This window comes from Klebsiella sp. X1-16S-Nf21 (genome assembly GCF_002837615.1).
In the GTDB taxonomy this organism is placed as follows: Bacteria; Pseudomonadota; Gammaproteobacteria; order Enterobacterales; family Enterobacteriaceae; genus Klebsiella; species Klebsiella variicola.
In genome coordinates this window covers 143,003-169,953 of the sequence record NZ_PJDK01000001.1, presented here as the reverse complement: position 1 = coordinate 169,953, position 26,951 = coordinate 143,003, and the positions used below count along the sequence as shown (strand labels likewise).

Genomic DNA, 26,951 nt, shown 5'->3' with positions numbered 1-26,951 from the left:
ACGGATGACAGCGCGATGTTCATTATTGTAATAATATCGTACTACTATAGTGTACAAAAAACTGAGGTTTGCTATGTCCATCCGCCCTGCCATTAAAGACGACTGTGCAGCGATCGCCGAAATCTATAACCACGCCGTCGTGCATACCGCCGCCATCTGGAATGATAAAACCGTGGATACCGACAACCGTATCGCGTGGTTTGAAGCCCGCCAGCTGGCCGGCTTTCCGGTGCTGGTGAACGAGGAAAACGGCGTCATCACCGGCTATTCCTCGTTTGGCGACTGGCGCGCGTTTGACGGTTTCCGCCACACCGTGGAGCATTCGGTGTACGTTCACCCCGATCATCAGGGGAAAGGGCTGGGTCGCAAACTGCTGGTTGCGCTGATCGCCGAAGCGCGTCGGCTGAATAAACATGTGATGGTCGCCGGTATTGAATCGCAGAACCACGCTTCGCTGCATCTGCATGAAACGCTGGGCTTTATCACCACCGGGCAGATGCCGCAGGTAGGAACCAAATTTGGTCGCTGGCTGGATCTCACCTTTATGCAGCTGCAGCTGGATGAGCGTCAGGCCCCGGACGGCAAGGCATGAATGCGTCGCTCACCCTCGCCTGTCTGGTTGCCGCCGGCGTTGGTCTCGTGGTGCAGAATACCCTGATGGTGCGCATCACCCAGTCGGCGTCGACGATCCTTATCGCCATGCTGCTCAATTCGCTGGTGGGGATCGTTATTTTCGTGACGATGTTACTGCTGCGCCAGGGCGTCGCCGGCTTTCAGGAGCTGGCCCTGAGCGTGAAGTGGTGGACGCTGATCCCCGGCCTGCTGGGGTCCTTTTTCGTCTTCGCCAGCATCAGCGGCTATCAGACCGTGGGCGCGGCCACCACCATTGCGGTACTGGTCGCCAGCCAGCTGGTTGGCGGGTTGATCATGGATTTAGTTCGCGCCCACGGCGTGCCGGTACGGGCGCTGATCGGGCCGGTATGCGGCGCGGTGATGCTGGTGGTGGGCGCCTGGCTGGTGGCCAGGCGCCAGTTCTGAGCGCATCTTCAGAGGATCGCGCCGCCTTTCGTCAACTGCTCGCGGCGCGCGTCCTGCTCTTCCTGATGCTGTCGCCCATGGTGGGCGATGGCGGTGCGCAGGCGCTGCTGCTGGGTATAGCGTTCCTCACGACTGAGTTGTGGATCATCGCTCAGGGCGATCAGCAGCTCATTCATATGAGTGATAACGCCCTCGGCAAGGGTGTCATCGACTTTGACGATAACCTCATCCAGATGTGCCATCCGGTTCTCCTTTCGCTTAATTCAGCTTCGCTTAATTCAGCTTCGCTTTGGAAAAATCGCTCCCCATCATGCTCACGCGGTAGCCGCTGACGTTGCTACGGGTGGCATAGAAGGTCTTGCCGGTCGCCAGGGTGATCCACGGCGCCTGCTGGTAGAAGATCTCTTGCGCCTGTTCATAGAGTTTGGCACGCGCCTGCGGATCGCTCACCAGCAGCGCTTTCTTCACCAGCGCGTCATAGGACTTATCGCACCAGCGAGCGGCGTTGGAGCCGGTCTGGATATTATCACAGCTGAGCAGCGTGCCGGCAAAGTTGTCCGGGTCGCCGTTGTCCGACATCCAGCCATACAGGGCGCTGTCGTGCTCCCCTTTGCGCATACCGGCAAGGTATTCGCCCCATTCGTAGCTGACAATCTTCGCTTTGACGCCCACTTTAGCCCAGTCGTTTTGGATCATTTCGGCGATCCGCTTCGAGTTCGGGTTGTACGGACGCTGGACCGGCATCGACCACAGGGTCACTTCCGCTCCTTGCTCCAGACCCGCCTGCTTGAGCAGCGCTTTGGCTTTCTGCGGATCGTAGTCATAGTCCGGGAGATCTTTCTTATACCCGAGCATCGTCGACGGGATCGGTGATTTCGCCACGCTGCCGGAATCGAGGAATACCGCCTTGACGATCGCCTGCTTGTCGGTGGCATAGTTTAATGCCTGGCGCACCAGCACATTATCAAACGGTTTTTTCTCCGTGTTGAACGCCAGATAGCCGACGTTCAGCGCCTCAACCGCATGCAGCGCCAGATCTTTATTGCCCTTAATCACCGGGAACTGAACCGGCGAAGGCGCAGGAATAATCTGGCACTCGTTGGTCTGCAGTTTCGCCAGACGGGTCTCGACGTTCGGCGTAATGGAGAAGATCAGGTGCTTAGTCGGCACCTCGCCTTCCCAGTAGTGGGGGTTGGCGATATAGCGGATTTGGGAATCCACTTTATACTGCTGCAGGGCATACGGCCCGGTACCGACAGGCCAGTTATCAACATTCTCCGGCGTCCCTTTCTTCAGCATCGCCTCGCCATACTCCGCCGACAGAATAGAGGCGAAGTCCATGCCCCAGTCGGCAAGAAACGCCGCGTTCGGCTCGTTAAGCACGAACTGGACGTGATAGTCATCGACCTTTTTCACCGACTTAATCAACTTATCGAGGCCCACGTCGTGGAAGTACTCATAGTTCCCCTGCGACACTTTGTGATAGGGATGCTGAGGATCCATCTGGCGCAGCACGGAAAACAGGACGTCGTCGGCGTTAAAATCGCGGGTTGGTTTGAAGAATTTGTTGCTGTTGAACTTCACCCCCTGACGCAGAGTAAAGGTCCAGGTTTTGCCATCCTCAGAGACGTGCCACTCGGTGGCCAGCGACGGGATCGGCGTGTTCTTCACCGGGTCAAAGGTGACCAGGCGGTTATACAGCACCTGCGAGCTGGCGACGAACGACGGGCCGGAGCTGGCGATTTGCGGATTAAAGGACTCCGGAGAGGCTTCTGAGCAGTAGACCAGTGTGTCATTGCCTGCGGCCCAGGCGGCGCCGGCCGGCAGCAGTGCGCTCAGCAGCAGCGCCAGCGTGGTTTTCCCTGTAGACATGGTTATAAGTCCTGATTATTGATTATAAGAACCGTAATATCAGCACAGGCGCCCGCCCCCGGCAAATAATCAATGGCTATCACCTTATGCAAATCACGCTGAAATCGCTGGTTTAATCGGCGTAGCGCTGTTTTTTACGCCAGCAAGTGTCGGGATGTTGTGAGCCACACATAATTCCTGCAAAAAAATGTGCGATAACCGCCCTGCTCACGCTCACTGTCAGTAGTGCCCGGTACACTGGGGGAACCGCAGAACAAGAGGTTTCCACCATGACAATCACCTGCAATCTGTACATTGACGGCCAGTGGCACGATGCCGAAGGCCGCCGCACCTTTACCCGACGCCACCCGGCCCACGACGACGTCGCCTCGGTGGCTGCGGCCGCCAGTCTCGCCGACGGCAAACGCTGCGTCGAAGCCGCGGCCAAAGCCTTCCCGCTGTGGCGTGATACCTCTCCGGCGGAACGACGCCGTTTACTGCTCGACGCGGCGGAACATATGCTGTTGCGGGAGGCTAAATTTATCGCCGCCATGGCGGCGGAGACCGGCGCGACCGCGCACTGGGCCGGCTTTAACGTTCATCTGGCGGCCGATATCCTGCGCGAAGCGGCGGCGCTGACCACCCAAATTGAAGGGCAAATTATTCCTTCCAACGTGCCGGGCAACCTGGCGATGGGCGTCCGCCAGGGGGCGGGGGTGGTACTGGGCATGGCGCCGTGGAACGCACCGCTGATTCTGGCTACCCGGGCGCTGGCAACGCCGCTGGCCTGCGGCAACGCAGTGATCCTCAAGGGCGCGGAGCTGTCGCCGGCCACTCAGGGACTGATTATCGACGCCCTTGACGCGGCGGGCTTCCCACCGGGGGTGGTGAACTATCTTACCTGTGCGCCTGAAGATGCGCCGGCGCTGGTGGAATCGCTGATCGCCCACCCGGCGGTGCGGCGCGTTAACTTTACCGGCTCCACGCCGGTGGGGCGGATTATCGCCCGCACCTGCGGGCAATATCTTAAACCGGCGGTGCTCGAGCTCGGCGGTAAAGCGCCGCTGCTGGTGCTGGACGATGCTGATATCGAGCAAGCGGCGGCGGGCGCGGTTTTTGGCGCCTTCGCCAACGCCGGCCAGATCTGCATGTCCACCGAGCGCATTATTGTCGACAACGCCGTAGCGGAGGTGTTTATCCCGCTGCTGGCCAGGCGCGCCGCCGCCCTGCCCGCCAGCCTGACGGGGCCGGTGGTTGATATGAACACCATCACCCGCTGCAACGCCTTAATCGACGATGCGTTAGCCAAAGGCGCTCGCCTGCTAACCGGTGGTAAAGCCAGCGATACCCACATGGCGCCGACCTTGCTGGACGGCGTGACCCGCGAGATGCGGCTGTGGAACGAAGAGTCCTTCGGCCCGGTAAAAGCGATTATTCGGGTTAAGAATGAAGAAGAGGCGCTGACGGTGGCCAACGACAGTGAATACGGTCTTTCCGCTGCGGTCTACAGCCGCGACAGCGCCAGAGCGTGGAACGTGGCGCAACGTCTGCAAACGGGCATTTGCCATATCAATGGCCCAACGGTGCATGATGAAGCGCAAATGCCGTTTGGCGGCTGCAAAGCCTCGGGCTATGGCCGCTTTGGGGGTCGGGCCGGCATCGCGGAATTCACCGAGCTGCGCTGGATAACACTCCAGACCCAGCCCCGCGAACTCCCTTTCTGAGCCGGTATTCTTTTAACCCTGGCTGGCAATGATCTGCGCCAGCCCTTGCGGATTCTCCCACGCCATCGAGTGCCCCCCGCGGGGCACAATCCCGACCGGGATCCCTTGCGCCTCAGCCAGGTCAATATCGGCATAAGGCAGGGAGAGCTCACCGACGATGAGCCTTTTTTGACAGTGCAGCTGGCAGAGCTGAGTAAACCAGGGGGTATCGCTGCCACGCATCAGGCTGCTGGCGGCCCGCCAGACGGCCCAGGGCGCGCTGTTTTGCAAACAGCCAGCCCATGGCGAGCGCTCCTCAGCCAGCATTCTGGCATAGCCTTCGGCAATAAAGGCCGCCTCTGTCTGCGCCGCAATGCGCCTGCTGTACTCACCGCCGCCGGCAAACAGATTGGGTTCAGAGACCAGCAGCGTGGTCACGCGCTCGCCCAACAGCCTCGCCGCTTCGATGGCGATGCTTCCTCCCATGCTATGACCGAACAGCGCGAAGCGCTGCAGGCGCAGATGGTTAAGTAGCTGCTCCACGACTTGCGCCTGAATATGTATGTTGTAACTAAAGTCGTGCGGTTTATCGCTGTAGCCGAAGCCTGGCAGATCGATGAGTATTTTACGCCGTCCGTTCAGCGCAGGATCGCTGGCGACGCGGGGATAATCGTAGGATGACGCGCAGCCGAGACCGTGGATAAACACCACCGGGAGGCCATCTCCCGGAAGATCGAGCCAACGCAGCGTGGCGCCTGCGACGGAAGAAAAGAAACCGTTCACCTGTATGCCTCCATGATAAAATTACTGGTTTTTTATACAGTAACCTTACCCTTTCCGCCACCCTTTTCTGCCGTCCGGCATCTGGGGTTAAAACAGCGAGACGAGCAGCGCCATCGGGAAGCTGAACGGCCAGGTGGCGCCGATCAACAGGGCCGCCAGCAGGCGGATCACCCGGCTCTCTTTGGTCAAAAACCAGCTAATCACAGCGCATATCACGCCCATAATGGCGTAAAACACCAGCATTTTTTGATATAACGTCATTCTTACTCTTCCTTCCCTGAGGGGCGTTCCATGGTGGGATGATTATCTGCCATGACGTCGTGATTCAGAGATACCTGTATAACAAATTCTGAAACGGGCTGAATATTGAGAATAAAGCCTGATTCGTCTTAATCCGATAGCGCAACCGCAGGCGCCGTACTATACCTTTATGGACTTACTCATTAAGGTGGCGTTATGGATGTCTCCAGCAAAACCGTCATTCTGATTAATGTCTGCGCCGCGTGCGTACTTATCAGCCTGCTGTCCGTGAGATTTGGCTGGTTTTAATGATTTTACTCAGCAACGAAACCTAAAAAAGCAGCCCCCAGGGGCTGCTTTTTTACGCGCGAACACGGGCGATATTATAAAGGTTATAAGCGACAGGTGCTGCCTGGCCTGCCGCAATAACCTTATTAAGCTCCGGGTTATAGTGCGGCAGAAAATTCATCTGTTCGCTATCCCATTCGGCGGCAGCGCAGACGGCCTGCCCCACTCCCGCGTTCTCACAGCCCTGAATGCGTTTTGCCGGGGCGTTACCATAGCTCAGCGTCACAGCGCCGATAGCCAGCAGAATAAAAGCCAAAATTTTCACAACGACATCAACGTTAAAACCTAATATGCGCTAAATGATCGCATGAGCAGCGACGGAAAGTCAAACCCGGGAGCACCCGCAACCCGCCTGCAGCCCGCATTTTGGCCGGACTCACGGAATATTTAATATTCAGAACAAATATCATGCAATAACAGCAAATATTAAATCCTTATTTATAGTCGTGAAATAATTTCGGTTCAGGGCAATTCCATTGGTCTGATAAAGATAATATGTCCCCGTTCTCAGGGGGAAAAGATTGTCGCCGCATTCACCAAAAATGCGATATTCCGCGCAGGGCCTCCATCTTAATACGATAAAAGGCCGCTACAAGCCGTTGTTACATAACCCCTTCATTGTGGATCTCGCGGTTAATCGCCAAAAATAGCGCTAAATGACAACAAATATCATTTGCCTTCCATTCAGATAATACTTACATTCATAACTATTAGTAATGTTTTGGCGCCAGGGCGCTTTTTATATTTCGAGGTGGATATGTCCGGAATCATCACGCTGGTCATCGCGCTGATCCTGCTGGTCGCGGCGGTGTATAATCTTATTTCCTATATTCGTGACCGTCGTAGCGCCAGTTTACCGAGCAAAAAAACCAAGCGCTGAATGGCGGCCAGACGATGCGTTTCCTGATGGTCATTCGGTCTTCATCCCGCGATGCGGCGGGCATAAAAAAGCCCCTGCCAACAGGCAGAGGCCAGTATACGGTCGCGAACCGCGACGCTGTCGCCTCACCCGCCGGGCGCGACGCGCCCAGGGTGACTGGCGGACCCCATCCGGCGCTTATCTCCGGCACTCACATTGGCTTAGCTCTTGAAGGGGCATCAGAATAATCTCATATCCCCCTCGCAGAGTTTTGACAATTTTTGCCATTGTGACTATTAGCGAACTAACACAACCGTCGCGCAATCATCGCCAGCCACTAAAGGGTCAATGCTTTAGCCATGCTTAACCATGACATGGCGGACCACCGTGTAATCCTCAAGGCCATACATCGACATGTCCTTTCCGTAGCCCGACAGTTTCTGGCCGCCGTGCGGCATTTCGCTCACCAGCATAAAGTGGGTGTTGACCCAGGTGCAGCCATACTGCAGCCTGGCACTAAGCCGGTGGGCACGGCCTACATCTTTCGTCCATACTGAGGACGCCAGACCATACTGGGAATCATTCGCCCAGCTCAGGGCCTGCGCTTCATCGCTGAAAGGCGTCACACTGACCACCGGGCCAAACACTTCGCGCTGCACAATGGCGTCTTCCTGCCGGGCGCCGGCAAGCAGCGTCGGCTGGAAGTAATAGCCCGCGCCGTCAGCCCGGCGACCGCCGGTGACCACCTTAATATGCGGTAGTGCCTTTGCGGCTTCCACTGCGGCACTAACCCTTTCAAGATGCGCCAGCGAGCTCAGCGGTCCCAGCTCGGTAGAGGCATCCTCTGGCGCACCCATTTTCAGGCTGGCCACCGCCGCCCCAAGTTTCTCCACCAGTTGGTCGTAAATACCCTGCTGAGCGTAGATCCGGCAGGCAGCCGTGCAGTCCTGGCCGGCGTTATAAAAGCCGAAGGTTCGTACCCCGTCGACTACCGCATCGATATCCGCGTCGTCAAAAACAATGACCGGCGCCTTGCCGCCCAGCTCCATGTGGGTGCGTTTGATCGACGAGGCGGTATGGCTGATGATATGGGCGCCGGTGGCAATCGACCCGGTCAGCGACACCATTCGCACTTTGGCATGCGAGGTCAGCGGGTCGCCTACCGTTTTGCCGCGGCCAAACAGCACGTTGATCACCCCTTCGGGGAAGATATCTTTTGCCAGCTCCGCCAGCTTCAGCGCCGTCAGGGGGGTGATCTCCGAGGGTTTTATCACCACACAATTGCCTGCCGCCAGCGCCGGTGCCAGCTTCCAGGCCGCCATCATCAGGGGATAGTTCCACGGAGCAATAGAAGCCACCACGCCCACCGGGTCGCGGCGGATCATTGAGGTATGCCCTTCGAGATACTCTCCGGCGGCCATTCCCGGCAGGCAGCGGGCGGCGCCGGCGAAGAAGCGGAAGACGTCCGCAATGGCCGGCATCTCATCGTTAATCACGCAGTGCAACGGCTTGCCGCAGTTCAGCGACTCCAGCTGCGCCAGGGTCTCCGCCTGCGCCGCGATGGCGTCCGCCAGCTTCAGCAAACATTCCGAGCGCGTTTTCGGCGTTGTCTGGCTCCAGGCATCGAACGCCCGATCCGCCGCCTCAACGGCGGCATCGACCTGGGCCGCTGTCGCTTCGGCAATCTCCAGGATCACATCGCCGGTCGCAGGGTTGTATACCGGCACCTTTTCGCCTTCACCTGCCACTAACTTACCGTTTATCAAAAGGTTGTGTTGCATAGCATTATCCTGTTTCATGGTTTTATTTCCCGTTTCCGGCGTCGTTATCGCCGTCGCGGGTGAGCCACCAGGCCCCTAAGATTGGTATCGTCGTTACCAGCATCACCAACAGCGCGACAACGTTGGTGACGGGCACATCGCGCGGCCGCCCCAGCTGATTCAGTAACCACAGCGGCAATGTTCGCTCATGCCCCGCGGTAAAAGTGGTGACGATAATTTCATCAAACGACAGGGCGAAGGCCAGCATTCCCCCCGCCAGCAGCGCCGATCCCAGATTGGGCAACACCACGTAGCGAAAGGTCTGCCAGCCGGTCGCGCCCAGGTCCATCGAGGCTTCCACCAGGTTCCACGAGGTCCGACGAAAGCGGGCAATGACGTTGTTAAAGACCACCACCACACAAAAGGTCGCGTGCCCCACCACAATGGTCAGTAGCCCCGGCTCGAGACCGACGGCTTTAAACGCCGTCAGCAGCGCCAGGCCGGTAATGATCCCCGGCAGGGCGATCGGTAACAGCAGCAGTAGCGATACCGCATTCTTACCAAAAAAAGTGCTGCGCCACAGGGCACCTGCAGCCAGCGTGCCAAGTACTAAGGCAATGGCCGTCGACAGGGCGGCAATTTTAAGTGACAACGTCACGGATTCGAGAATATCGCTACGCCCTGCTGCCTCGCTAAACCAGCGTAGCGTCAGCCCCTGCGGCGGAAAGCTGAAGGCCGCATCCTCCGTATTAAAAGCATAGATGGCAATGATCAGCAGCGGGAAGTGGAGGAACACCACGCCGCCCCAGGTCGCCAGTTGCAGATACCAGGGTGCGCGTTCAGAGTGCATCGAAGGCTCCCAGACGTTTCACGAACGCCAGATAAAGGGCAATCAGCACGATCGGCACGAGGGTGAACGCCGCCGCCATCGGCATATTGCCTATCGCCCCCTGCTGCGAGTAGACCATGTTGCCGATAAAGTACCCCGGCGGCCCGACCAGCTGCGGCACGATAAAGTCGCCCAGCGTCAGCGAGAAGGTGAAAATCGATCCGGCGGCAATACCAGGGATAGCCAGCGGCAGAACCACATAGCGGAAGGTCTGTCGTGGCCCGGCGCCAAGATCGGCCGACGCCTGCAGCAAGGAGCCCGGAATGCGCTCCAGCGCCGCCTGCACCGGCAGGATCATAAACGGCAGCCAGATGTAGACGAACACCAGAAAGCGTCCCAGCCCGGAGGTGGACAAGGTGTTGCCGCCGATCGCCGGGACGGTCAGAAGCGCATTCAGCGCCCCTTCCAGTCCAAGATGGCTCAGAAACCACTGCGCCACACCATCTTTGGCCAGCAGCAGTACCCACGCGTAGGCTTTGACGATATAGCTGGCCCACATCGGCAGCATCACCGCGATATAAAAGAAAGCCTTCATTTTGCCGCTGGTATAGCGAGCCATGTACCAGGCCATCGGCAGCGCCAGCATGGCGCTGGCGAGCGTCACACTCAGGGCCATTACCAGGGTACGGACAATAATGTCGTAATTGGCGGGATTGAACAGCGCCCGCAGGTTGGCCAGCGTAAAGTCGCTGGTCACCGACATGGTGAAGTCGTCAAAGGTATAAATACTCTGCCACAGCAGGGTCAGGAGCGATCCCAGATAGACGATACCAAACCACATCAGCGGCCCGAGCAGCAGTAAAAACAGGCCCAATGCTGGCCGACGCCAGAAGATCCCGGATACGCGCCCGGCCTGCGCAGGAATCATCGCCATGGTCATCTCAGCCTCCGCTTTCCAGCGGGGTCATCGCCGACCGCGACCATGACGCCAGCACCGTTTGCCCCATTCGCGGGGCGCTGGCTGCCGCCGCGCCATCGATATTCGCCTGGCTGACCAGCAGCTTGTCCCCCTCCGCCAGCCTGAGCTCAATCCGCGTCGCCGCCCCCTGATACTGTACCGCCTGCACTACGCCCTGAACCTGAACCTCGCCGCCGCCCTGCAGGCGAACATGCTCCGGACGCAGCGACCAGCTACCCGGCATGCCGCACAATCGCCGGGCCGCCTCGGCTTCAAAAACGTTGGCGGTGCCGACAAAGCCAGCGACAAACGCGGTCTTCGGATGCAGATAGAGATCCTGCGGCGCATCCACCTGTTCGATGCGCCCATTGTTAAACACCGCCACGCGGTCTGACATCGACAACGCTTCGCTCTGGTCGTGGGTCACGAAGATAAAAGTTATCCCCAGCGACTGCTGCAGCTTTTTCAGCTCCACCTGCATCTGCTCGCGCAGCTTCAAATCCAGCGCACCCAGCGGCTCATCGAGCAGCAGCACCCGCGGCTGGTTCACCAGCGCCCGGGCAATAGCGACCCGCTGCCGCTGGCCGCCGGAGAGCTGAGAAGGCTTACGATGATGAGCAAAGCCAAGGGCCACCTTTTCCAGCGCTTCCTGGGCGCGGGCATGGCGCGCTTTCTTCGCCATGCCTTTGACCATCAGGCCGTAGGCGACGTTGTCGAGGATCGACATATGGGGAAACAGCGCATAGTCCTGGAACACCGTATTCACATCCCGCTGCCAGGGCGGCAGTTCGCTGGCCGGCTGACCGAAAATACGAATGGTGCCGCCGGAGAGCTGCTCGAAACCGGCAATCAGCCGCAGGCAGGTGGTCTTGCCCGAGCCGGATGGCCCCAGCATCGAGAAAAATTCCCCATCGCGAATGCCTATGCTAACCCCATCTACGGCCCGCACATCGCCGTACAGGCGCGATACATTCTGAAACTCGACCGCGTACGTCATTGTCTGCCTCCCGTCCTTAGCGGCCGCCCATTATCGCAATATAGTCCTGAGTCCATCTGCTGTAGGGTACGTATTTCCCGCCTTCGGCAACCGGCGTTTTCCAGAAATGGATCCGGGTAAACTGGTCATAGCCGTTGGTTTCACAGCCTTTGTCACCGAGCAGCGCGCTGGCTTTACACCCCTCTGGCACCACCGGGAGCGAGCCGAACCACGCCGCCACATCGCCCTGCACCTTCGGCGTGAGCGACCAGTTCATCCATTTGTAGGCGCAGACCGGATGCTTCGCTTCGCTGTGCAACATGGTGGTATCCGCCCAGCCGGTCACCCCCTCCTTCGGAAACACGGTGGCGATGGGCTGGCCTTCAGCCTTCAGGCCGTTGGCCTGATAGGGCCACGAGCTGGAGGCGGCCACCCCTTCATTTTTGAAGTCGTTCATCTGCACGGTGGCGTCATGCCAGTAGCGATGGATCAGCGGCTGCTGGTCGCGCAGTACTTTCAGCACCGCGTTATACTGGGTTTCGGTCAGTTGATAGGGATCTTCGATCCCCAGCTGCGGCTGGGTGGCTTTGACAAACAGCGCGGCGTCAGCGATATAGATCGGGCCATCATAGGCCTGCACGCGTCCCTGATTGGTTTTGCCGTCCGGCAGGTTCTGTTTAACGAAGACCACGCTCCAGCTGTCCGGCGGCGTCGGGAATACGCGGGTGTTGTACATCAGCAGGTTCGGCCCCCACTGATACGGCGTGCCGTAGGCTTTACCGCCGACGTTAAACCATGCCCCTTGCGCAATGCGTGGGTCGAGGGTGCGCCAGCCGGCAATCAGCGCGGTGTTAATCGGCTGAACGCGTTTGCCCATGATCAGACGCAGCGAGGCATCGCCCGACGCGGTCACCAGATCGTAGCCCCCCTTGGCCATCAGGCTGACCATCTCGTCAGAGGTAGCGGCGGTTTTGACATTAACCTGACACCCGGTCTCTTTTTCAAACTGGGTGACCCAGTCGTACTGCTTGTCAGTCTGGCCGCGTTCGATATACCCCGGCCAGGCAATAATATCGAGCCGCCCTTCCGGTTTATCCAGCGAGGCGAGTGGCTCCGCCGCCTGCACGGTCAAACAGGCCATACTCAGCACATAAAGGCTGCAACGGGCAAATTTTTTGCTCATCAGGTGTTACTCCTGTCACAAGGTAATTAGCGGCAGCCGTGCCGTAAAAATATCTCCTGAAATAAGGGTAGTCAGCGGATTAACGCCCCCTGGGGAATTTATTCAGGTTGTGACCCGGGACGCATTACGCAAAAATCGCCAACACAAGCAGGACTTTATGGATTATAGACAACGAGTTAGAGAAAAAGGAGGGGTATGCGTATTTCCTATGATGAGCGCCGGTAAAATAATGACCGGCCTCAATAAAAACTCACCCGCGTTTATTTTTGTCGAGAGTTTATGGCGACGGAAAATAGCCTGAGTCGTCAGGTAAGCTGCTCACGAATAAGTTCACCCAACCGCCTCACCCCCTGCTCTTCGCGTTCCCCCCAGCCCCAGGCGGTATTAAAACGGAAAAATGAGGTCCAGCTGGCGGAGGTGGAGAACATTTTTCCTGGGGCAATGCTGATGTGCGAGGCCAGCGCCCGGGCGCTTAGCTCACTGGCGTCGGCCCCTTCCGGCAGTTCAATCCACAGAAAGTAGCCGCTGTCGCTGTGGTGGACGATAACCTCCGGCGGCAGATGGCGCAGCAGCGCCTGCCAGGCCAGCTGTTTACGCTCCGCCAGCTGGCGGCGCAAACGGCGCAGGTGGGCGTCATAGCGCTTGGTGGACAGATAATCCACCAGGGCTAGCTGCATCGGCGAGCTGGTGGAGAGCGTACTCATCAGCTGCAGTTGCTGGATCCGCCGCGCCTGTTTGCCGGCCGCCACCCAGCCGATACGAAACCCGGGCACCAGACATTTTGAAAACGAGCTGCAGTGCAGCGTCATATCCTGATGGTCCCAGTATTTCGCTGGTAACGGTTTCTCGCGACCAAAGTAAAGCTCGCTGTAGACATCATCTTCTATCAGCATCACGTTATAGCGCGCCAGCAGCGCCACCAGCGCCGCTTTTTTTTCGGGGCTAAGGGTGAAGCCGAGCGGGTTCTGCCCGTTGGTCATTAACCAGCAGGCCTTGACCGGGTAATTTTGCAGGGCCGCTTCCAGCGCCGTCAGGTCAATGCCCTCTTTGACGTCGGTCGCCACCGACAGCGCCTTCAGGCGCAGCCTCTCCAGCGCCTGCAGGGCGCCGTAGAAACAGGGGTTTTCCACCACCACCCAGTCGCCCGGCTCGGTCACTGCCTGCAGACTGAGGTTAAGCGCCTCCAGCGCCCCGGCGGTAATCACGATCTCGTCCGGCGAGATGTTCATCCCCTGCAGGGCATAGCGTCGGGCAATGGCGTGCCGCAACTCCGCATTGCCCGGCGGCAGGTTCTCAATGACGCTCATGGCGGTGGCGGTTTTGCTCACCTGCGCCAGCGAGCGGTTAAGCTGCTGCAGCGGGAAGAGACGCGGGTCCGGAAAGGCCGAGGCAAAGGGCAGCATCGACGCCTGGCGGCTGGCCTGTAGCACCTCAAAGATATAGGTATTGATATCGACAGCTTCATCGCGGGTCACCTGGGCAGGCGGCGCCGGCTGTCTAAGCTTCACCGGCTGAGGGGCGACATAATAACCCGACTGCGGACGGGCGACGATGCGCCCCTGGCTTTCCAGCAGCTGATAGGCATGGCTGACGGTCATAAAGCTCATGCCGCTGCTGATCACCTGCTCGCGCAGCGACGGCAGCCGATCGCCAGGCAACCAGACGCCAAGCGCGATCTGTTCGGTCAGCTGTTGCGCCAGCTGTTGATACTTTTTCATTGCGGCCGTCCCCGTACGATAACCTCCCATTATCATATATCAGTTATAAAAAAATCATAGTTTGCTGTAACTGTTATATCTGCAGCGGCAGTCGCGTCCCGTCATAGCACGGGATAGGTTTAAAATATCACCACCCAGAATAGTGAGATTAACGCAAACCAGAAGATAATCATCACGCCGAGCGTAATGCACAAACTCTGTAATCCTTTTTCAGACATGGGCATTCCTTTTTATTTATTCCCGAGCGCATACAGTACAAATTACCCACGGAGTCGACAATTTATTATTATTTAATTTACGATTAACCCGCTCAGCGTTTTTACTTATTCTCATACTAATGCGTGAGAATAAATGACGCTAAAACTCGTTGTGCATTATCGCAAGAATTAATACAGCACCGTGTGATATTCGGGATATATTATTCCGGCCAGAAACAGTGCCGTGCCGGCGGCCGAGTCCGCCGATCAACCGCACCCGGGATAACGGCCAAATCTCCGCTGGTCTGTTGGTTAAGCGACCCACCCCATCGGTATTTATTCGTACCGGCCGATGATCTGGACGCGAGGTGAAAAATCATAACAGAGGCCAACTGTTATGATAAAAAATGGCGCGACTGCCTCTGCCCCCCAGCCACCACCCTGCCTAAAATTGCGCTGAATCAATTTTGTAGTGGAGTCCTGCATGTTCGGTCTTGATGCATTCCATCTTGCGCGAATTCAATTCGCCTTTACGGTCTCATTTCATATTATCTTTCCCGCCATTACTATTGGGCTGGCCAGCTACCTGGCGGTACTCGAAGGTCTGTGGCTAAAAAGCAAAAATCCCACCTGGCGCTCGCTGTACCACTTCTGGTCGAAAATCTTCGCCGTCAACTTCGGCATGGGGGTGGTTTCCGGGCTGGTGATGGCCTATCAGTTCGGCACCAACTGGAGCGGTTTCTCTCAGTTCGCGGGGAGCATTACCGGCCCCCTGCTGACCTATGAAGTCCTGACAGCGTTCTTTCTGGAAGCGGGCTTTCTCGGGGTGATGCTCTTCGGCTGGAACCGGGTAGGGCCGGGGCTGCATTTTTTCGCCACCTGCATGGTGGCGCTGGGCACCATCATCTCGACCTTCTGGATCCTCGCCTCCAACAGCTGGATGCAGACCCCGCAGGGGTTTGAGATCGTTGACGGCCAGGTGGTGCCCGTCGACTGGCTGGCAGTGATCTTTAACCCGTCGTTCCCCTACCGCTTACTGCATATGACAGTGGCGGCGTTTCTCAGTAGCGCGCTGTTTGTCGGCGCCTCGGCGGCCTGGCATCTGCTGCGCGGCAATCAGTCGCCGGCGATCCGTAAGATGTTCTCGATGGCGCTCTGGATGACGCTGCTGGTTGCCCCCGTCCAGGCGCTGATCGGCGATATGCATGGTCTGAATACCCTGAAACACCAGCCGGCGAAAATAGCCGCCATTGAGGGCCACTGGGAAAACCCGCCGGGCGAGGCAACGCCGTTGCTGCTGTTTGGCTGGCCTGATATGGCGCAGGAGCGCACCCGCTACGGGCTTGAGATCCCGGCCCTGGGCAGCCTGATCCTCACCCACAGCCTTGATAAACAGGTGCCGGCCTTGAAGGAGTTCGCTCCTGAGGATCGCCCGAACGCTACCGTGGTGTTCTGGTCGTTTCGCCTGATGGCCGGTCTTGGCATGCTAATGCTCCTGCTCGGCGTACTGGCCCTGTGGCTGCGTCGCGGCGGCCGACTGTACCATTCCCGGCCATTTCTGCGCTTTGCGCTATGGATGGGCCCTTCAGGACTGATTGCTATTCTCGCCGGCTGGGTGACCACCGAAGTGGGCCGTCAGCCATGGGTGGTGTATGGCGTTCAGCGCACTGCTGACGCCGTTTCCGCCCACGGTGACCTGCATATGTCGGTCAGTTTATTGACCTTTATCGTGGTCTACAGCGCCGTCTTCGGCGTCGGCTACAGCTATATGCTGCGCCTGATCCGCAAGGGGCCGCAGGAGGTGCAGCCCGCGACAACCGGTACGCCAGCCCGCCCGCTGTCCGCCGCCACTGAAGGTTATCTGCAGAAGGAGTCCCGCTAATGGGTATCGAATTATCGGTGATTTGGTTCGTGATTATCGTCTTTGCCACGCTGATGTACATTGTCATGGATGGCTTTGATCTGGGCATCGGGATGCTGTTCGGCACAGTACGGGGCAGCACCGAGCGCGACGTAATGGTCAACAGCGTCGCCCCGGTGTGGGATGGCAATGAGACCTGGCTGGTACTGGGCGGCGCTGGTCTGTTTGGCGCTTTTCCCCTCGCCTACGCGGTGATAATCGACGCCCTGTCGATCCCCCTGACCCTGATGCTGATCGGCCTGATTTTTCGCGGCGTCGCCTTTGAGTTTCGCTTCCAGGCCACGCCGTCGCACCGGCCATTCTGGGACCGTGCCTTTTTTGGCGGTTCCCTGCTGGCGACCTTCAGCCAGGGCGTGGTGGTCGGGGCGGTGATCAACGGTTTCCCGGTCAGCGGCCGTAGCTTCAGCGGCGGCATGTTTGACTGGCTGACCCCGTTCAGCCTGTTTTGCGGACTCGGGCTGTGCGTGGCCTATGCGCTGCTCGGCGCCACCTGGCTGGTGATGAAAAGCGAAGGCGCGCTGCAGCAGCGGATGCGAAGCGCATCGCGGCAGCTGCTGGTTGCCCTGCTGGCGGTGTTTGCCGTCATCAGCCTGTGGACTCCGCTGGCGCACCCGGCAATTGCCGCCCGCTGGTTCAGCCTGCCGAATCTCTATTTCCTGCTGCCGGTGCCGCTGCTGGTGATCCTCATCAGCGGCTGGCTGTGGCGTACGCTGCATCAGCGCGACCGCCATGTTTCGCCCTTCACGCTGACGCTGGGCCTGGTCTTTCTCGGCTTTAGCGGACTGGGGATCAGCATCTGGCCGCATATTATCCCGCCGGCCATCACGCTGTGGCAGGCTGCCGCTCCCCCGCAAAGCCAGGGCTTTATGCTGGTGGGCGCACTGCTGATTATTCCGGTCATTCTTGGCTACACCTGCTGGAGCTATTACGTGTTCCGCGGCAAAGTTCAGCCCGGGGAGGGATATCACTGATGCATACTGCCTGGCCTAAACGTCTGCTGTGGCTGATCGCGCTCTGGGGAGGCAGCGTACTGACGCTGGCCGCCATCAGCCTGCTGTTTCGCCTGCTGATGACCGCCGCAGGGCTAAAAGTCTGAGTGGGATGCAGAGAAGTCCGAAAAGGGATTTCTCCATCTTATCTTCACTTTTGCCTGATGAAATACGGCGATACATCAGAAGAAAGGATATTGCTATGAAGAAGTTAGCTTTACTGTCCGCCGTGATGACGCTGGGAATATCGTCATGGGCGTTCGCTGCCGACAACCCGCCACCGCCGCCAGAAAAAGGCGCGCAGCATCAGGGTAAACCGCTGGCGAAAAACGGCCAACACGATGGTAAGCAAGCGCAACACAACGGCAAGCAGCCACAACGAGATGGCAAACAGCCGCAGCGTGACGGCAAGCAGCCGCAGCATGGTGGCAAGCAGCCGCAGCGTGATGGCAAGCAGCCGCAGCATGACGGCAAGCAGCCGCAGCATGACGGCAAGCAGCCGCCAAAAGGCGGCGAGCACAGCGGGAAACCGCTGCCGCCAAAAGCATAACCCCTCAGGCCTGGCCTTCTGCGCCAGGCTTTTTTTCACCTTCTTTCAGCTGACATTGACAAACTCTTGCCCTTCTTTGAGAAGCCGAGAAAAAAACCTGCACAACGCCTGGCATAGTAAGCCCACCCCATTGATTCGCAGAGTAAAGGTATGTTGAGGAGAAGCATGAGCGCGCTGCTGTTGCTGTGCGCGCTGTTTTCAGGACATCTGCTGGCCCACCGCCAGGGGCACGATTACTTTCCGGTGCAGAGCCTCGAACAGCAGCTGCTGCACGAGGCGGACAGCGACGAGCTTCGCAGCCAGTGCGAGGAGGCCGCCGCCGATCTGAACGAGCATCACCGCTGGCAGGATGCCCGCAAACCGCGGGCGCCGCATTGCCCGTAGCGTCGCGCTGGATCAGGCTCCTTTGCGCTTCGGCAGGGTCTTCATCAGCTCATCCGGGCTGACGGAGGCGACGATGCTCCCGGGAAGCGGCATTTTGAGGATGTGGTTTTTAATCTTCCCGACGACATGCATTTCGCACGGGCGACAGTCAAACTTCAGGGTCAGCACTTCATCGCCGTGGATCAGCTGCATCGGCGTGGCTTTCCAGCTCTTGATGGAGCCTTTCGCCTGTTTCGGACAAAGATTAAACGCAAACCGCAGGCAGTGTTTGGTGATCATCACCGGCACATCGCCCTTCTCTTCGTGCGCTTCATAGGCGGCGTCAATCAGCTGCACGCCATAGCGCTGGTAAAAGGCCCGCGCCTTATGGTTATAGACGTTGGCGAGGAAGGAGAGATGGGTCTCCGGATAGACCGGCGGCGGTACGGAGACCGGCTTGCGGGTGCCGCGTTGCCAGGCGTTGAGGCGCGCTTCGTCCAGCATTTCAGCCGTTTCACGACGCAGCTGGTTGAGCAGGCTGTTGGGGACAAACAGCGGCGGCAGGTTGACCTGCACGTCGCGTGGGTAGTAAATGGTCTGCCCCAGTTTTGTGACGCCGTCACGCAAATTGGCCAGCGCTTTTTCTGCCTGATTGGCTTCGGCGAACGCTCCGTCGAGAGTATGGGTCACGCTGACGCCATCTTCACAGGTCATGGTCAGAACCAGCTGTTCCTGCCAGCCGCTCAGCGTAACGTCCACGGCGATGCGGCGTTCGCTGGAAGTCTTCAGAAGCGCCTGCTGCCAGTTGTGATCGAGGTTACGGTTGAGCGCCTGGTGCGGACGCGCTTTGTGCAGATCCGCCGGCATCTCGTTCGGCCACACCCGATAGCGATTTTCGCCGGTTTTCTCCACCGTATTGGCACGGAAGCCCACCACTTCACGCTTGATCATCACGTTAAGGCCATCGCCGTTGGTTAACGGTTCGCTCACTTCGACATCAAGATGGTCTTTCCCCACCTTCAAGACTTCGCCCACCGGCAGCCCGATAAATTTCGGCGAATCAAACGCGCCGATATCGCCTTTGCGGGCATTGACGAAGTAGTCGGTACTGCCGCGATGGAAGGTTTTATCGGTAGAGGGAATGAAGAAGTGCTCGGTGCGCCCTGCCGAGGCGCGCGCCAGATCGCCGCGGTCTTCGATAATGGCATCCAGCATTTGACGGTAGTGCGCAGTGATGTTTTTCACATAACTCATGTCTTTGTAACGGCCTTCAATTTTGAAGGAACGTACCCCGGCGTCGATCAGCGCCGCCAGGTTGGCGGTCTGATCGTTGTCCTTCATCGACAGGAGATGTTTTTCATAGGCCACCACCCGCCCCTGATCGTCTTTCAGGGTATACGGCAGGCGGCAAGCCTGCGAGCAGTCGCCCCGGTTGGCGCTACGTCCGGTCTGGGCGTGCGAAATGTTGCACTACCCGGAATAGGCCACGCACAGCGCGCCATGAATAAAGAATTCAATGGTGGCGTCGGTATGGTCATAAATAGCTTTGATCTGACTGAGATTCAGTTCACGCGCCAGCACGATCTGGCTGAAGCCAGCGTCGGAGAGAAATTTCGCTTTTTCCACGCTGCGGATATCACACTGGGTGCTGGCGTGCAGCTCAATCGGCGGCAGATCCAGCTCCATGATCCCCATATCCTGCACAATCAGCGCGTCAACGCCCGCCTCATAAAGATCGGTAATCAGCCGCTGCGCCGGCTCCAGCTCATCATCATGCAGAATGGTGTTCAGCGTGACAAAGATTTTGGCGCCATAGCGATGGGCAAAAGGCACCAGACCGGCGATGTCGCTCAGGCTGTTGCTGGCATTGTGACGAGCGCCAAAGTCAGGCCCACCGATATAAACGGCGTCGGCGCCGTGGAGGATCGCTTCGCGAGCGATACCGGCGTCGCGGGCAGGACTAAGAAGTTCAAGACGATGATTGTGCAGGCGCATACGCGTGTTGTTATCCAGTATAAGGGGGTCGAAATGGCGGCTATTGTAGTCAGAACCGGGCACAGACGAAAACCTTTTCCACCGTCGCGCGACGACGAATTTTCATTTTTCAGCAAAGTATTGACGGAAAAGATAGTTCCTTCACATCCTCGCGCAGCGTACTGTCATCTCGTATTCCGGATTTTCCTCGTCACGTTGTGAGTGGTTATCATCAGTCATCTTGTCTGGCCGCGGGTTCGCCCGCGGTTTTTTCTTTTGGATAATGGATAAGAGAATGGAAATGGGCCGCCTGAACGCCGCGGTTACGATACGCATGCGCCTCATCGCCGGCGAAGCGCCGTCCCTCCCCTGGCTGCAGTAAATGCCACTCCCCCTGTAAACAGAGATCCAGGGCGCCGCTAATCACCACCACATGTTCAATCACCCCTTTCTCATGCGGCGTCGATTCGCTCAACGCGCCGGGGGCAAGGGTTATCGAAAAATGGTCAAAGCGCAGCTCCGGATCCCACGGGAAGACCGGGGTCACCACCATCGCCTGCTGCTGCGGATCAAAAGCGGAAGGCGCTGCGCTGGCGTCCGGAACGATAAACGCCGAAAACGGCACGTTCAGCCCGGTGGCAATCTTCCACAGCGTCGCCACCGTCGGGCTCGATTCATTACGCTCAATCTGCCCCAGCATGGCTTTCGACACCCCCGTCTCTTCTGCCAGACGCGAGAGACTCCAGCCACGCTGCTGGCGCAGGGTTTTGAGCGTTGCCGCCAGATGTTGCGCAATATTCATCCTACCTCCTGACTTGTACAGGCAAGAGTATATCCCCATTTGCCTGATTCTACAGGGCGTTTCTCGGCATATCACCGTGAGAACAGGTGTCTTACGCTCTCCACATCCGCACCTTGTGCGCTATAACGCACAGTGATAGAGTATTCGTATGTTATAACGCACAAGAGAATCCTATGCGCTCGTTTACCCTTCCTCTTCCTACTCTGTTGGCGGGTTTCGTCGCTGTACTGGTGGGCTACGCCAGTTCAGCCGCCATTATCTGGCAGGCTGCTGCGTCTGCTGGCGCTACCCCCGGGCAGATCGCCGGCTGGATGACGGCCCTTGGCCTCGCCATGGGTATCAGCACCCTTGCGCTGAGCGGCTGGCGTAAAGTTCCTGTGCTCACCGCCTGGTCAACGCCGGGCGCCGCGCTGCTGGTCAGCGGTCTACAGGGAGTCACCCTCGCCGAGGCCGTGGGGGTGTTTATCTTTGCCAACGCGCTGATCGTCCTTTGCGGCGTGACGGGCCTGTTTGCCCGGCTGATGAAGATCATTCCCCATTCACTGGCCGCCGCGATGCTGGCCGGGATCCTGCTGCGTTTCGGTTTGCAGGCCTTCGCCGGCTTACAGGACCATCTGCTGCTGTGCGGCGGCATGCTCGCCGCCTGGCTTCTCTGTAAAGCGCTGTGGCCCCGCTTCGCGGTAGTCGCCGCGCTGGTGGTGGGGGCGCTGATCGCGGCGGCCTCCGGGGACGTCGCCAGGACGGCCGTACCGCTGGCCTTCGCGGCACCAGAGTGGATCGCGCCGCAGTTTACCCCGGCGCTGCTGCTCAGTGTCGGCCTGCCGTTTTTCCTCGTCACCATGGCCTCGCAGAACGCCCCCGGGTTCGCCACGCTGCAGGCATCCGGCTACACCGTACCGGTATCGGCACTGCTCGTCGCCTGTGGAGGTCTGGCGTTGTTGCTGGCGCCGTTTGGGGTCTACTCCATCTGCATCGCGGCGATCACCGCTGCGATTTGCCAGAGTCCGGAGGCGCACCCGGATCCGCAACAGCGCTGGCTGGCGGCCATGGCCGCAGGCGGTTTTTATCTGCTGGCGGGTCTGTTCGGCGGGTCGATCACCGCCCTGATGTCGGCTTTACCCGCGGCGTGGATCCAGATGCTGGCCGGCCTGGCGCTGCTTGGCACCATCGGCGGCAGCCTGTTTCAGGCGGTACATCAGGCCAGTGAACGCGATGCGGCAGTACTGACCTTCCTGGTCACCGCCAGCGGCGTGACGCTGGCGGGAATTGGGTCGGCTTTCTGGGGCGTGGTGCTTGGTGGGGTAAGCTATGGCGTGTTATCCGCGCTGCGCCGCCCTTAGCTGGGACGGCGTCAGGCCGGTGGCCGCTTTCACCCGATGGCTGAAATGGCTGGCGGAGCTGAAGCCGCAGACCAGCGCAATCTCCGTTAACGGCAGCGCGCTGTGGCAGAGCAGATTTTGCGCCCTGGCCATTCGCTGCTGCATCACATATTGATGCGGGGCCATATTCAACGACTGGCGGAACATGCGGGCAAAATGGAACTCACTGAGTCCCGCCTGCTGCGCCAGGTCGGCCAGGGTCAGCGGCTGATCGAGGTGGGCATCGATCCAGGCCAGCACGTGACGCTTCACGCCCGGCGCCAGCCCTCCGGTGACCGTCGGCAAACGCCACTGCACGGTGGAGTAGTGCTGGATCAGATGGGTGAGCAGTAAGCTGCTGGCGGCGCTGAGGGTCAACTGGTTCGCCGGCTGTCGCCAGTCATTGGCCAGTAAAAACTGGCGGTACACCGCGGTGATTTTATCATCGCTGGCGAAGGTTTTTTCCTGCAGGGTGAAGTTTGCCGGGCTACGATCCCACACCTCTTCGCCGACGCGGCGCAGGTGCTCATCGGTACAGTAGAGATGCACAAAAGACAGATCGCCGCGGATATCCCAGACGCTCTCATCGCCTTTCGGCATCAGACAAAAGCGATCCGGGCCGCCGCCATTTTTCCAGCCGTGCGGCGTCTTTTGATAGCTTTCATAGCCATCGGCGACGTACAGGCTCAACGTATGGTGATCGCTGCGCACCGTCACGGTATCGCAATTGTTGTACCAGGCGGCCAGTTGAATTCCGGAATTCAGCTCCACCGTGCCCCGCAGCACCGCGTTCTGTCGCCGTAATGTTTCAAACGTCCCGTAACCCATTGCCTTCACGCATCTGCCCGTAAAAGCTCTAGTCTAGGGAGACTCCGGCGCGGTTTCCAGTCCTCACCGCAGGCGAATGACAAATAAGCGCAAGAATTTGCAAGCCGACAACAAGCGGGTGAAAGCTGCCGGTTGCGACAGGCGGCATACTCCTCCCTTCAACAAGCAGAGGAGAGTCAGGGTGAACGCATTACTTTATGCACTCGTTGTCGTGATCTGGGGGACAACGTGGATTGCGATTTTTTTACAACAAGGGCCGGTGGCGGCGCCGGTATCCATTTTTTGGCGCTTTGCCGTGGCCAGCATCACGATGCTGACGATTCTGCTTGTCACGCGACGGCTACGGCCGCTGGGCGCGAAAGATCACTTTTGCTGCCTGCTGCAGGGCTGCTGCGTCTTCTGCTTTAATTTCTGGTGTTTTTATACCGCCGCGGCCTGGATCAACACCGGTCTGGAATCGGTGATCTTTTCCATGGCCGTACTGTTTAACGCCATTAACAGCTTTCTTTTTTTTCGCCAGCAGCCGCCGGGCCGCTTCTGGGCCGCCGCCGCGCTGGGCCTCGCCGGTATCGTCACCCTGTTCTGGGATGACCTGCTGGCCAACGGGTTGAACGCCTCGCTGCTGTGGGGGATCGGTCTGAGCGCCCTGGGCACCTACGGCTTTTCACTGGGCAATATGTTCAGCATTCGCCACCAGCGGCGAGGGCTGGAAACCCTCACCACCAACAGTTGGGCGATGCTCTACGGGACGCTGGTGATGGGCGCGATCGCCCTGCTACGTGGCGATAATTTTATGCCGGAGTGGACCGTCAGCTACCTCGGCGCCCTGCTTTACCTGGCGCTGTTCGGCTCGGTCATTGCCTTTGGGGCCTATTTCACTCTGGTGGGGCGCATTGGCGCCAGCAAAGCCGCCTACAGTACGCTGCTGTTTCCGCTGGTCGCATTATCCATTTCCACCGTCTATGAAGGGTATATCTGGCACAGCAACGCCGTGATCGGGCTGGCGCTGATCCTGTTGGGTAACCTGGTAATGTTTGCCAAACCGGAACAGCTGCTGCTGCGCCGAAGGCTGGCCTGAGGAGACAGAAGAGAAACAGCGCCGTCGTCAGACGGCGCTGGCACGATTAACGCTGAGAGGGATCGAATTTGACGGCGTCGACCGCCATATCATCGATCACCTGCTTCAGAGTATCGACGGTCAGTGGCGTATTCTCATTCGCCAGGGTTTTGCCTTCCCCTTTACGAACGACCTTGATGACCGGCTTATTGGTGCTGGCGTCAATGACCTCCGCCTCAAAGTACAGATCGGTGTCCATGGTACGATGGCCGGTGGCGGCCTGGGTGCCGGCGACAATCATAGCGACCGGGATCACTTCATAGAACTGCAGCCCCTCTTTGCTGGAATCCACCCCGGTGATCGCCCCGCGGAAGATGAGGCTGCGCTTGCCGGCGGTAGTGGCCAGCGGTTTACGCTCGGAAATAGCCTGTTTCAGCTCTTTGTTGGTGTAGTTAAGAATATCCTGCAGCGCCTTTTCCCCTACCTGGGTGGTCGGCTTCGGTACCGGATAGTAGGTCACCGGGTGATAAACGATATTGTCATAGTTGGCTGGATTGAAGTTCGGATCGATCCAGCGCAGCTCCGGCTTGCCGGAGGCAGAGGTCGTTTCTTTCAAACTGGAATAATCTTTTAAGAAGCCCGAATACTGATTCGGTTGCGCCACTTTCGCCGCACAGCCGGTCAACGCCAATATTCCCGCCAGAGCGGCGACTTTCAGTAAAACGCGAGTACGCATAGAGAGATCCCTGTAAATGCAGTTTTTTTCGGCAGACGTTATAGCAAATAGGACCCACTAGTTTTGTGACAAAAAAAGGGCTTCGTCAAGGAAGATTTATAAATATTGATAGGATGAACATTACGTTATTAAATAATCACTTAAAAAGCGTATTGCGCGGTTTTCCAGGCTCATTTTCGCCGCAACGGATCTCTGTCTTGCCCACGCTTTGGCGGGGAATGCGGCGCGGGCCATGCTCAGCTTCCCACGCCGCCGCGTATCAGGCAGGCTTGCGCGCCAACAGGGTGGCGAAGCGCAATTTGATGCGATTGCCGTTGGCGTCGGTGCGATGCAGCTCGCCGACGTCCTCATTGTATTTCAGCAGCTCCCAGCCCTGGTAATAATCACTAAGCTCATCGGGTTTAAAGGCAAACGGGAAGCCGACGGTGCAGGGATAATCTTCGGTATCCATTGCCGCCACAATCAGGTTATAGCCGCCGGCGGCGGTGCAGCGCTGCATATTGGCGATCAGGCCCGGGATGGTGTCAGGCTCCAGGAACATCATCACCACGGTGGAGAGGATCAGGTCATACTCCCCATCAAAGGTCAGCCTATTGAGGTCGGTTACCGCGGTGCGGAGATTTTCCAGCGCCTCGGCAGCGCGAATACTTTCCAGATTATTGATGCTCACCGGATTTTTATCCCACGCCGTCACCGTGAATCCGTTCGCCGCCAGATAAAGGCTGTTACGCCCGTTGCCACAGCCCAGATCCAGCGCCCGCCCCGGCGGCACCACTGTCGCAGCATGCAGCACCTCGGAATGGGTGCGTGTCAGGCCATATTTTTCACTAAAATAATCCGCGTCACGCGTTGTCATGATCCTTCCTTCTTATTCAGGAGTGTTTCCCGGTCGACCTGTACCAGCAGTTTCCCGCTCACCAACAGCAAAATTGTGCGCAGTAACAGCAGGCCGACAACCAGATTGCTAAAAATAAACAGCGGCATTGCCAGATGGTGAAAAAAGCCGTCCGCCCTGGCCTGGCCGAGATGCAGGCCGGTAGTGGCCAGCGCGGAAATACCGAACGAGAAGCTCCAGAAGGAAGCATTGAACGGCTGGCGAAGATACCAGGGCATCAGGCGCAGCATGAACAGTAGCTGCAGCAGGCCGTAACCAAACAGCAGCTTCGCGAAGGTATCCGCTTCCCCACCGTTGACGCTGAGCCAGGCGCTGCAGGCCACCAGCGCAGGCGCCAGTTGGATCCCCAGCGAGGTGCGCAGCGGCGTCGGCAGCTCGCCCGCGCTGCGCAGACGCTGGAGGATCGCCGGCTCGAGGCTCAACCAGGAAAAGACCCCGGCGCCGAGGAACACCAGCCCGGCGTCGGTAAATCCCAGCGCGCCGCAGGCCATCGCGCTAATGAAATTATTGGCCACCGTGGGCAGATAGAGCCCCGGCGTGGTGGCCTCGTGAGGATGCGTCCCCCGCCACAAGCCGCCACTTTGCCAGGCGGCATAGGCAAGCTGCAGCGCCACCCCCGGCACAAACAATCCCAGCGCCAGCGGTCGCCACCAGGGCACCAGCCCGATCGCCACCAGCAGCGTGGTGGCCGGAAACAGGCTGACAAAGCTGCTGCTGACCGGATGACGCATCTCCCGTAGCACGCTCGCCGGAAAGCGAATTGCCCGGCTGATAAACGCCATGCTGAGCAGAGTCCACATCGCGATCGCCAGCATCACCAGACCATCGCCGATGCTGCGGCTAACCGGCCAGAGCGTGCTGGCGTAGCGCCAGGCGAAGCCCATTCCGATGGTGCCGAGCACCATACCAAAATAGCCTGCCGGCAGGTTCAGCGCCTGCCGCGGCGTTTGCTTGCTCTTCATTTTGTTGATGATATCAATTTAATTTGAAGTTGCATTTTAAAGGAACCTTATCCCGCGCGCTACGGCGATCTTT

The 26,951-nt window shown here is 58.6% G+C and carries 29 protein-coding genes and 1 pseudogene; 13 read left to right on the top strand and 17 right to left on the bottom strand.

The annotated features are described in order from the left end of the window. Window positions 1–73: 73 nt before the first annotated feature. Window positions 74–592, top strand: a complete 519-nt coding sequence (locus tag CW267_RS00915; RefSeq protein WP_008804692.1) for a GNAT family N-acetyltransferase — start codon at window positions 74–76, stop codon at window positions 590–592. Then, on the top strand, window positions 589–1,038 hold the full coding sequence (locus CW267_RS00910; protein ID WP_008804691.1) for a DMT family transporter: 450 nt from the start codon (window positions 589–591) through the stop codon (window positions 1,036–1,038). Before CW267_RS00915 ends, CW267_RS00910 begins: the two co-directional genes overlap by 4 nt. Before the next feature lie 8 nt (window positions 1,039–1,046). Here CW267_RS00910 and CW267_RS00905 read toward each other — a convergent pair whose 3' ends face one another. Together CW267_RS00905 and CW267_RS00900 are read right to left on the bottom strand one after the other, a co-directional pair. Further along, window positions 1,047–1,280, bottom strand: coding sequence for a YdcY family protein (locus tag CW267_RS00905; protein WP_008804690.1), 234 nt, complete (start codon window positions 1,278–1,280; stop codon window positions 1,047–1,049). Between the two features lie 31 nt (window positions 1,281–1,311). Next, entirely contained in the window at window positions 1,312–2,910 is a 1,599-nt protein-coding gene (locus CW267_RS00900) for an ABC transporter substrate-binding protein (RefSeq protein ID WP_022064846.1), read from the bottom strand. A 269-nt stretch (window positions 2,911–3,179) separates the two neighbouring features. On the opposite strand from CW267_RS00900, the gene CW267_RS00895 reads away from it, so the two are divergent. Continuing rightward, on the top strand, window positions 3,180–4,613 hold the full coding sequence (locus tag CW267_RS00895; protein ID WP_023297722.1) for an aldehyde dehydrogenase: 1,434 nt from the start codon (window positions 3,180–3,182) through the stop codon (window positions 4,611–4,613). Window positions 4,614–4,625: 12 nt separating this feature from the next. Here CW267_RS00895 and CW267_RS00890 read toward each other — a convergent pair whose 3' ends face one another. Continuing rightward, on the bottom strand, window positions 4,626–5,375 hold the full coding sequence (locus CW267_RS00890; protein WP_023297723.1) for an alpha/beta fold hydrolase: 750 nt from the start codon (window positions 5,373–5,375) through the stop codon (window positions 4,626–4,628). A gap of 87 nt (window positions 5,376–5,462) precedes the next feature. After that, the gene (locus tag CW267_RS00885) at window positions 5,463–5,636 is read right to left on the bottom strand and encodes a GhoT/OrtT family toxin (RefSeq protein ID WP_008804686.1); all 174 of its coding nucleotides are present in this window, start codon (window positions 5,634–5,636) and stop codon (window positions 5,463–5,465) included. A gap of 195 nt (window positions 5,637–5,831) precedes the next feature. Between CW267_RS00885 and yncL the strand changes: the two genes are divergently transcribed. After that, window positions 5,832–5,924, top strand: a complete 93-nt coding sequence (yncL, locus tag CW267_RS00880) for a stress response membrane protein YncL (RefSeq protein ID WP_012968073.1) — start codon at window positions 5,832–5,834, stop codon at window positions 5,922–5,924. A gap of 52 nt (window positions 5,925–5,976) precedes the next feature. Here the strand turns inward: yncL and CW267_RS00875 are convergent, their stop codons facing one another. Then, a complete protein-coding gene (locus CW267_RS00875) occupies window positions 5,977–6,228 on the bottom strand; it encodes a hypothetical protein (RefSeq protein ID WP_008804685.1) in 252 nt (83 codons plus the stop codon). A 492-nt stretch (window positions 6,229–6,720) separates the two neighbouring features. On the opposite strand from CW267_RS00875, the gene CW267_RS30250 reads away from it, so the two are divergent. Beyond that, window positions 6,721–6,843, top strand: a complete 123-nt coding sequence (locus tag CW267_RS30250; protein ID WP_004175940.1) for a small membrane protein — start codon at window positions 6,721–6,723, stop codon at window positions 6,841–6,843. Window positions 6,844–7,175: 332 nt separating this feature from the next. Here the strand turns inward: CW267_RS30250 and patD are convergent, their stop codons facing one another. From patD to CW267_RS00845, 6 genes are all read right to left on the bottom strand, one after another. Then, entirely contained in the window at window positions 7,176–8,603 is a 1,428-nt protein-coding gene (gene patD / locus CW267_RS00870) for an aminobutyraldehyde dehydrogenase (RefSeq protein WP_012541560.1), read from the bottom strand. A gap of 22 nt (window positions 8,604–8,625) precedes the next feature. Then, on the bottom strand, window positions 8,626–9,432 hold the full coding sequence (locus tag CW267_RS00865) for an ABC transporter permease (RefSeq protein ID WP_082227972.1): 807 nt from the start codon (window positions 9,430–9,432) through the stop codon (window positions 8,626–8,628). Beyond that, entirely contained in the window at window positions 9,422–10,351 is a 930-nt protein-coding gene (locus CW267_RS00860) for an ABC transporter permease (RefSeq protein WP_100780982.1), read from the bottom strand. The genes CW267_RS00865 and CW267_RS00860 overlap by 11 nt, the downstream gene beginning before the upstream one ends. A gap of 1 nt (window position 10,352) precedes the next feature. Further along, window positions 10,353–11,366, bottom strand: a complete 1,014-nt coding sequence (locus tag CW267_RS00855) for an ABC transporter ATP-binding protein (protein WP_008804681.1) — start codon at window positions 11,364–11,366, stop codon at window positions 10,353–10,355. 16 nt (window positions 11,367–11,382) lie between these two features. After that, on the bottom strand, window positions 11,383–12,528 hold the full coding sequence (gene ydcS / locus CW267_RS00850; RefSeq protein ID WP_080930297.1) for a putative ABC transporter substrate-binding protein YdcS: 1,146 nt from the start codon (window positions 12,526–12,528) through the stop codon (window positions 11,383–11,385). Between the two features lie 305 nt (window positions 12,529–12,833). Then, window positions 12,834–14,246, bottom strand: a complete 1,413-nt coding sequence (locus CW267_RS00845) for a PLP-dependent aminotransferase family protein (protein ID WP_022065566.1) — start codon at window positions 14,244–14,246, stop codon at window positions 12,834–12,836. Between the two features lie 681 nt (window positions 14,247–14,927). Here CW267_RS00845 and CW267_RS00840 point away from each other — a divergent pair. The 5 genes from CW267_RS00840 to CW267_RS00820 all read left to right on the top strand — a co-directional run bounded on the left by CW267_RS00840 (window position 14,928) and on the right by CW267_RS00820 (window position 18,287). Beyond that, window positions 14,928–16,325: a cytochrome ubiquinol oxidase subunit I gene (locus tag CW267_RS00840; protein ID WP_008804678.1), complete on the top strand. Its 1,398-nt coding sequence runs from the start codon at window positions 14,928–14,930 to the stop codon at window positions 16,323–16,325. Continuing rightward, window positions 16,325–17,335: a cytochrome d ubiquinol oxidase subunit II gene (cydB, locus tag CW267_RS00835; protein WP_012968067.1), complete on the top strand. Its 1,011-nt coding sequence runs from the start codon at window positions 16,325–16,327 to the stop codon at window positions 17,333–17,335. The genes CW267_RS00840 and cydB overlap by 1 nt, the downstream gene beginning before the upstream one ends. Next, the gene (locus CW267_RS00830; RefSeq protein WP_002907461.1) at window positions 17,335–17,460 is read left to right on the top strand and encodes a DUF2474 domain-containing protein; all 126 of its coding nucleotides are present in this window, start codon (window positions 17,335–17,337) and stop codon (window positions 17,458–17,460) included. The genes cydB and CW267_RS00830 overlap by 1 nt, the downstream gene beginning before the upstream one ends. A gap of 95 nt (window positions 17,461–17,555) precedes the next feature. Continuing rightward, complete coding sequence (locus CW267_RS00825; protein ID WP_100780981.1) at window positions 17,556–17,903, top strand: hypothetical protein; 348 nt, start codon at window positions 17,556–17,558, stop codon at window positions 17,901–17,903. 150 nt (window positions 17,904–18,053) lie between these two features. Further along, complete coding sequence (locus tag CW267_RS00820) at window positions 18,054–18,287, top strand: DUF2554 family protein (protein ID WP_012541554.1); 234 nt, start codon at window positions 18,054–18,056, stop codon at window positions 18,285–18,287. Window positions 18,288–18,299: 12 nt separating this feature from the next. Here the strand turns inward: CW267_RS00820 and CW267_RS00815 are convergent. Continuing rightward, window positions 18,300–20,261: pseudogene (locus CW267_RS00815) on the bottom strand (peptidase U32 family protein). Between the two features lie 33 nt (window positions 20,262–20,294). Between CW267_RS00815 and CW267_RS00810 the strand changes: the two are divergent. After that, entirely contained in the window at window positions 20,295–20,462 is a 168-nt protein-coding gene (locus CW267_RS00810; protein WP_012541552.1) for a hypothetical protein, read from the top strand. A 10-nt stretch (window positions 20,463–20,472) separates the two neighbouring features. Here the strand turns inward: CW267_RS00810 and CW267_RS00805 are convergent, their stop codons facing one another. Beyond that, window positions 20,473–21,042, bottom strand: coding sequence for a helix-turn-helix domain-containing protein (locus CW267_RS00805; protein WP_008804673.1), 570 nt, complete (start codon window positions 21,040–21,042; stop codon window positions 20,473–20,475). Between the two features lie 173 nt (window positions 21,043–21,215). Between CW267_RS00805 and CW267_RS00800 the strand changes: the two genes are divergently transcribed. Next, complete coding sequence (locus CW267_RS00800) at window positions 21,216–22,382, top strand: benzoate/H(+) symporter BenE family transporter (protein ID WP_016161181.1); 1,167 nt, start codon at window positions 21,216–21,218, stop codon at window positions 22,380–22,382. Here the strand turns inward: CW267_RS00800 and CW267_RS00795 are convergent. Further along, window positions 22,359–23,228: a helix-turn-helix domain-containing protein gene (locus CW267_RS00795; RefSeq protein ID WP_016161182.1), complete on the bottom strand. Its 870-nt coding sequence runs from the start codon at window positions 23,226–23,228 to the stop codon at window positions 22,359–22,361. The two genes, CW267_RS00800 and CW267_RS00795, sit on opposite strands and share 24 nt — an antisense overlap. A 181-nt stretch (window positions 23,229–23,409) precedes the next feature. Between CW267_RS00795 and CW267_RS00790 the strand changes: the two genes are divergently transcribed. After that, entirely contained in the window at window positions 23,410–24,306 is an 897-nt protein-coding gene (locus CW267_RS00790) for a DMT family transporter (protein ID WP_012968061.1), read from the top strand. A 46-nt stretch (window positions 24,307–24,352) separates the two neighbouring features. On the opposite strand, the gene CW267_RS00785 is transcribed toward CW267_RS00790, so the two are convergent. From CW267_RS00785 to tehA, 3 genes are all read right to left on the bottom strand, one after another. Next, window positions 24,353–25,021: a DUF3313 domain-containing protein gene (locus CW267_RS00785; protein WP_004143788.1), complete on the bottom strand. Its 669-nt coding sequence runs from the start codon at window positions 25,019–25,021 to the stop codon at window positions 24,353–24,355. Between the two features lie 259 nt (window positions 25,022–25,280). Further along, window positions 25,281–25,877 carry a tellurite resistance methyltransferase TehB gene (tehB, locus tag CW267_RS00780; protein ID WP_049009715.1) on the bottom strand — a complete coding sequence of 199 codons (597 nt, stop codon included), beginning with the start codon at window positions 25,875–25,877 and terminating at the stop codon, window positions 25,281–25,283. Then, window positions 25,874–26,878 (bottom strand): dicarboxylate transporter/tellurite-resistance protein TehA, encoded by a 1,005-nt coding sequence (gene tehA, locus CW267_RS00775; RefSeq protein ID WP_039103663.1) that lies wholly within the window; start codon window positions 26,876–26,878, stop codon window positions 25,874–25,876. Before tehA ends, tehB begins: the two co-directional genes overlap by 4 nt. Window positions 26,879–26,951: the final 73 nt, after the last annotated feature.

What these genes read in the sequence shown, in the direction of transcription:
- CW267_RS00830 (WP_002907461.1), top strand. Translation starts at nt 17,335, where the DNA reads ATGCATACTGCCTGGCCTAAACGTCTGCTGTGGCTGATCGCGCTCTGG.
- CW267_RS00805 (WP_008804673.1), bottom strand. Translation starts at nt 21,042, where the DNA reads ATGAATATTGCGCAACATCTGGCGGCAACGCTCAAAACCCTGCGCCAG.
- CW267_RS00845 (WP_022065566.1), bottom strand. Translation starts at nt 14,246, where the DNA reads ATGAAAAAGTATCAACAGCTGGCGCAACAGCTGACCGAACAGATCGCG.
- CW267_RS00915 (WP_008804692.1), top strand. Translation starts at nt 74, where the DNA reads ATGTCCATCCGCCCTGCCATTAAAGACGACTGTGCAGCGATCGCCGAA.
- CW267_RS00905 (WP_008804690.1), bottom strand. Translation starts at nt 1,280, where the DNA reads ATGGCACATCTGGATGAGGTTATCGTCAAAGTCGATGACACCCTTGCC.
- CW267_RS00910 (WP_008804691.1), top strand. Translation starts at nt 589, where the DNA reads ATGAATGCGTCGCTCACCCTCGCCTGTCTGGTTGCCGCCGGCGTTGGT.
- CW267_RS00820 (WP_012541554.1), top strand. Translation starts at nt 18,054, where the DNA reads ATGTTGAGGAGAAGCATGAGCGCGCTGCTGTTGCTGTGCGCGCTGTTT.
- CW267_RS00800 (WP_016161181.1), top strand. Translation starts at nt 21,216, where the DNA reads ATGCGCTCGTTTACCCTTCCTCTTCCTACTCTGTTGGCGGGTTTCGTC.
- CW267_RS00785 (WP_004143788.1), bottom strand. Translation starts at nt 25,021, where the DNA reads ATGCGTACTCGCGTTTTACTGAAAGTCGCCGCTCTGGCGGGAATATTG.
- CW267_RS30250 (WP_004175940.1), top strand. Translation starts at nt 6,721, where the DNA reads ATGTCCGGAATCATCACGCTGGTCATCGCGCTGATCCTGCTGGTCGCG.
- CW267_RS00900 (WP_022064846.1), bottom strand. Translation starts at nt 2,910, where the DNA reads ATGTCTACAGGGAAAACCACGCTGGCGCTGCTGCTGAGCGCACTGCTG.
- CW267_RS00795 (WP_016161182.1), bottom strand. Translation starts at nt 23,228, where the DNA reads ATGGGTTACGGGACGTTTGAAACATTACGGCGACAGAACGCGGTGCTG.
- patD (WP_012541560.1), bottom strand. Translation starts at nt 8,603, where the DNA reads ATGCAACACAACCTTTTGATAAACGGTAAGTTAGTGGCAGGTGAAGGC.
- CW267_RS00895 (WP_023297722.1), top strand. Translation starts at nt 3,180, where the DNA reads ATGACAATCACCTGCAATCTGTACATTGACGGCCAGTGGCACGATGCC.
- yncL (WP_012968073.1), top strand. Translation starts at nt 5,832, where the DNA reads ATGGATGTCTCCAGCAAAACCGTCATTCTGATTAATGTCTGCGCCGCG.
- tehA (WP_039103663.1), bottom strand. Translation starts at nt 26,878, where the DNA reads ATGAAGAGCAAGCAAACGCCGCGGCAGGCGCTGAACCTGCCGGCAGGC.
- CW267_RS00860 (WP_100780982.1), bottom strand. Translation starts at nt 10,351, where the DNA reads ATGACCATGGCGATGATTCCTGCGCAGGCCGGGCGCGTATCCGGGATC.
- ydcS (WP_080930297.1), bottom strand. Translation starts at nt 12,528, where the DNA reads ATGAGCAAAAAATTTGCCCGTTGCAGCCTTTATGTGCTGAGTATGGCC.
- CW267_RS00865 (WP_082227972.1), bottom strand. Translation starts at nt 9,432, where the DNA reads ATGCACTCTGAACGCGCACCCTGGTATCTGCAACTGGCGACCTGGGGC.
- CW267_RS00840 (WP_008804678.1), top strand. Translation starts at nt 14,928, where the DNA reads ATGTTCGGTCTTGATGCATTCCATCTTGCGCGAATTCAATTCGCCTTT.
- CW267_RS00885 (WP_008804686.1), bottom strand. Translation starts at nt 5,636, where the DNA reads ATGACGTTATATCAAAAAATGCTGGTGTTTTACGCCATTATGGGCGTG.
- cydB (WP_012968067.1), top strand. Translation starts at nt 16,325, where the DNA reads ATGGGTATCGAATTATCGGTGATTTGGTTCGTGATTATCGTCTTTGCC.
- CW267_RS00855 (WP_008804681.1), bottom strand. Translation starts at nt 11,366, where the DNA reads ATGACGTACGCGGTCGAGTTTCAGAATGTATCGCGCCTGTACGGCGAT.
- tehB (WP_049009715.1), bottom strand. Translation starts at nt 25,877, where the DNA reads ATGACAACGCGTGACGCGGATTATTTTAGTGAAAAATATGGCCTGACA.
- CW267_RS00825 (WP_100780981.1), top strand. Translation starts at nt 17,556, where the DNA reads ATGAAGAAGTTAGCTTTACTGTCCGCCGTGATGACGCTGGGAATATCG.
- CW267_RS00810 (WP_012541552.1), top strand. Translation starts at nt 20,295, where the DNA reads ATGGCGGCTATTGTAGTCAGAACCGGGCACAGACGAAAACCTTTTCCA.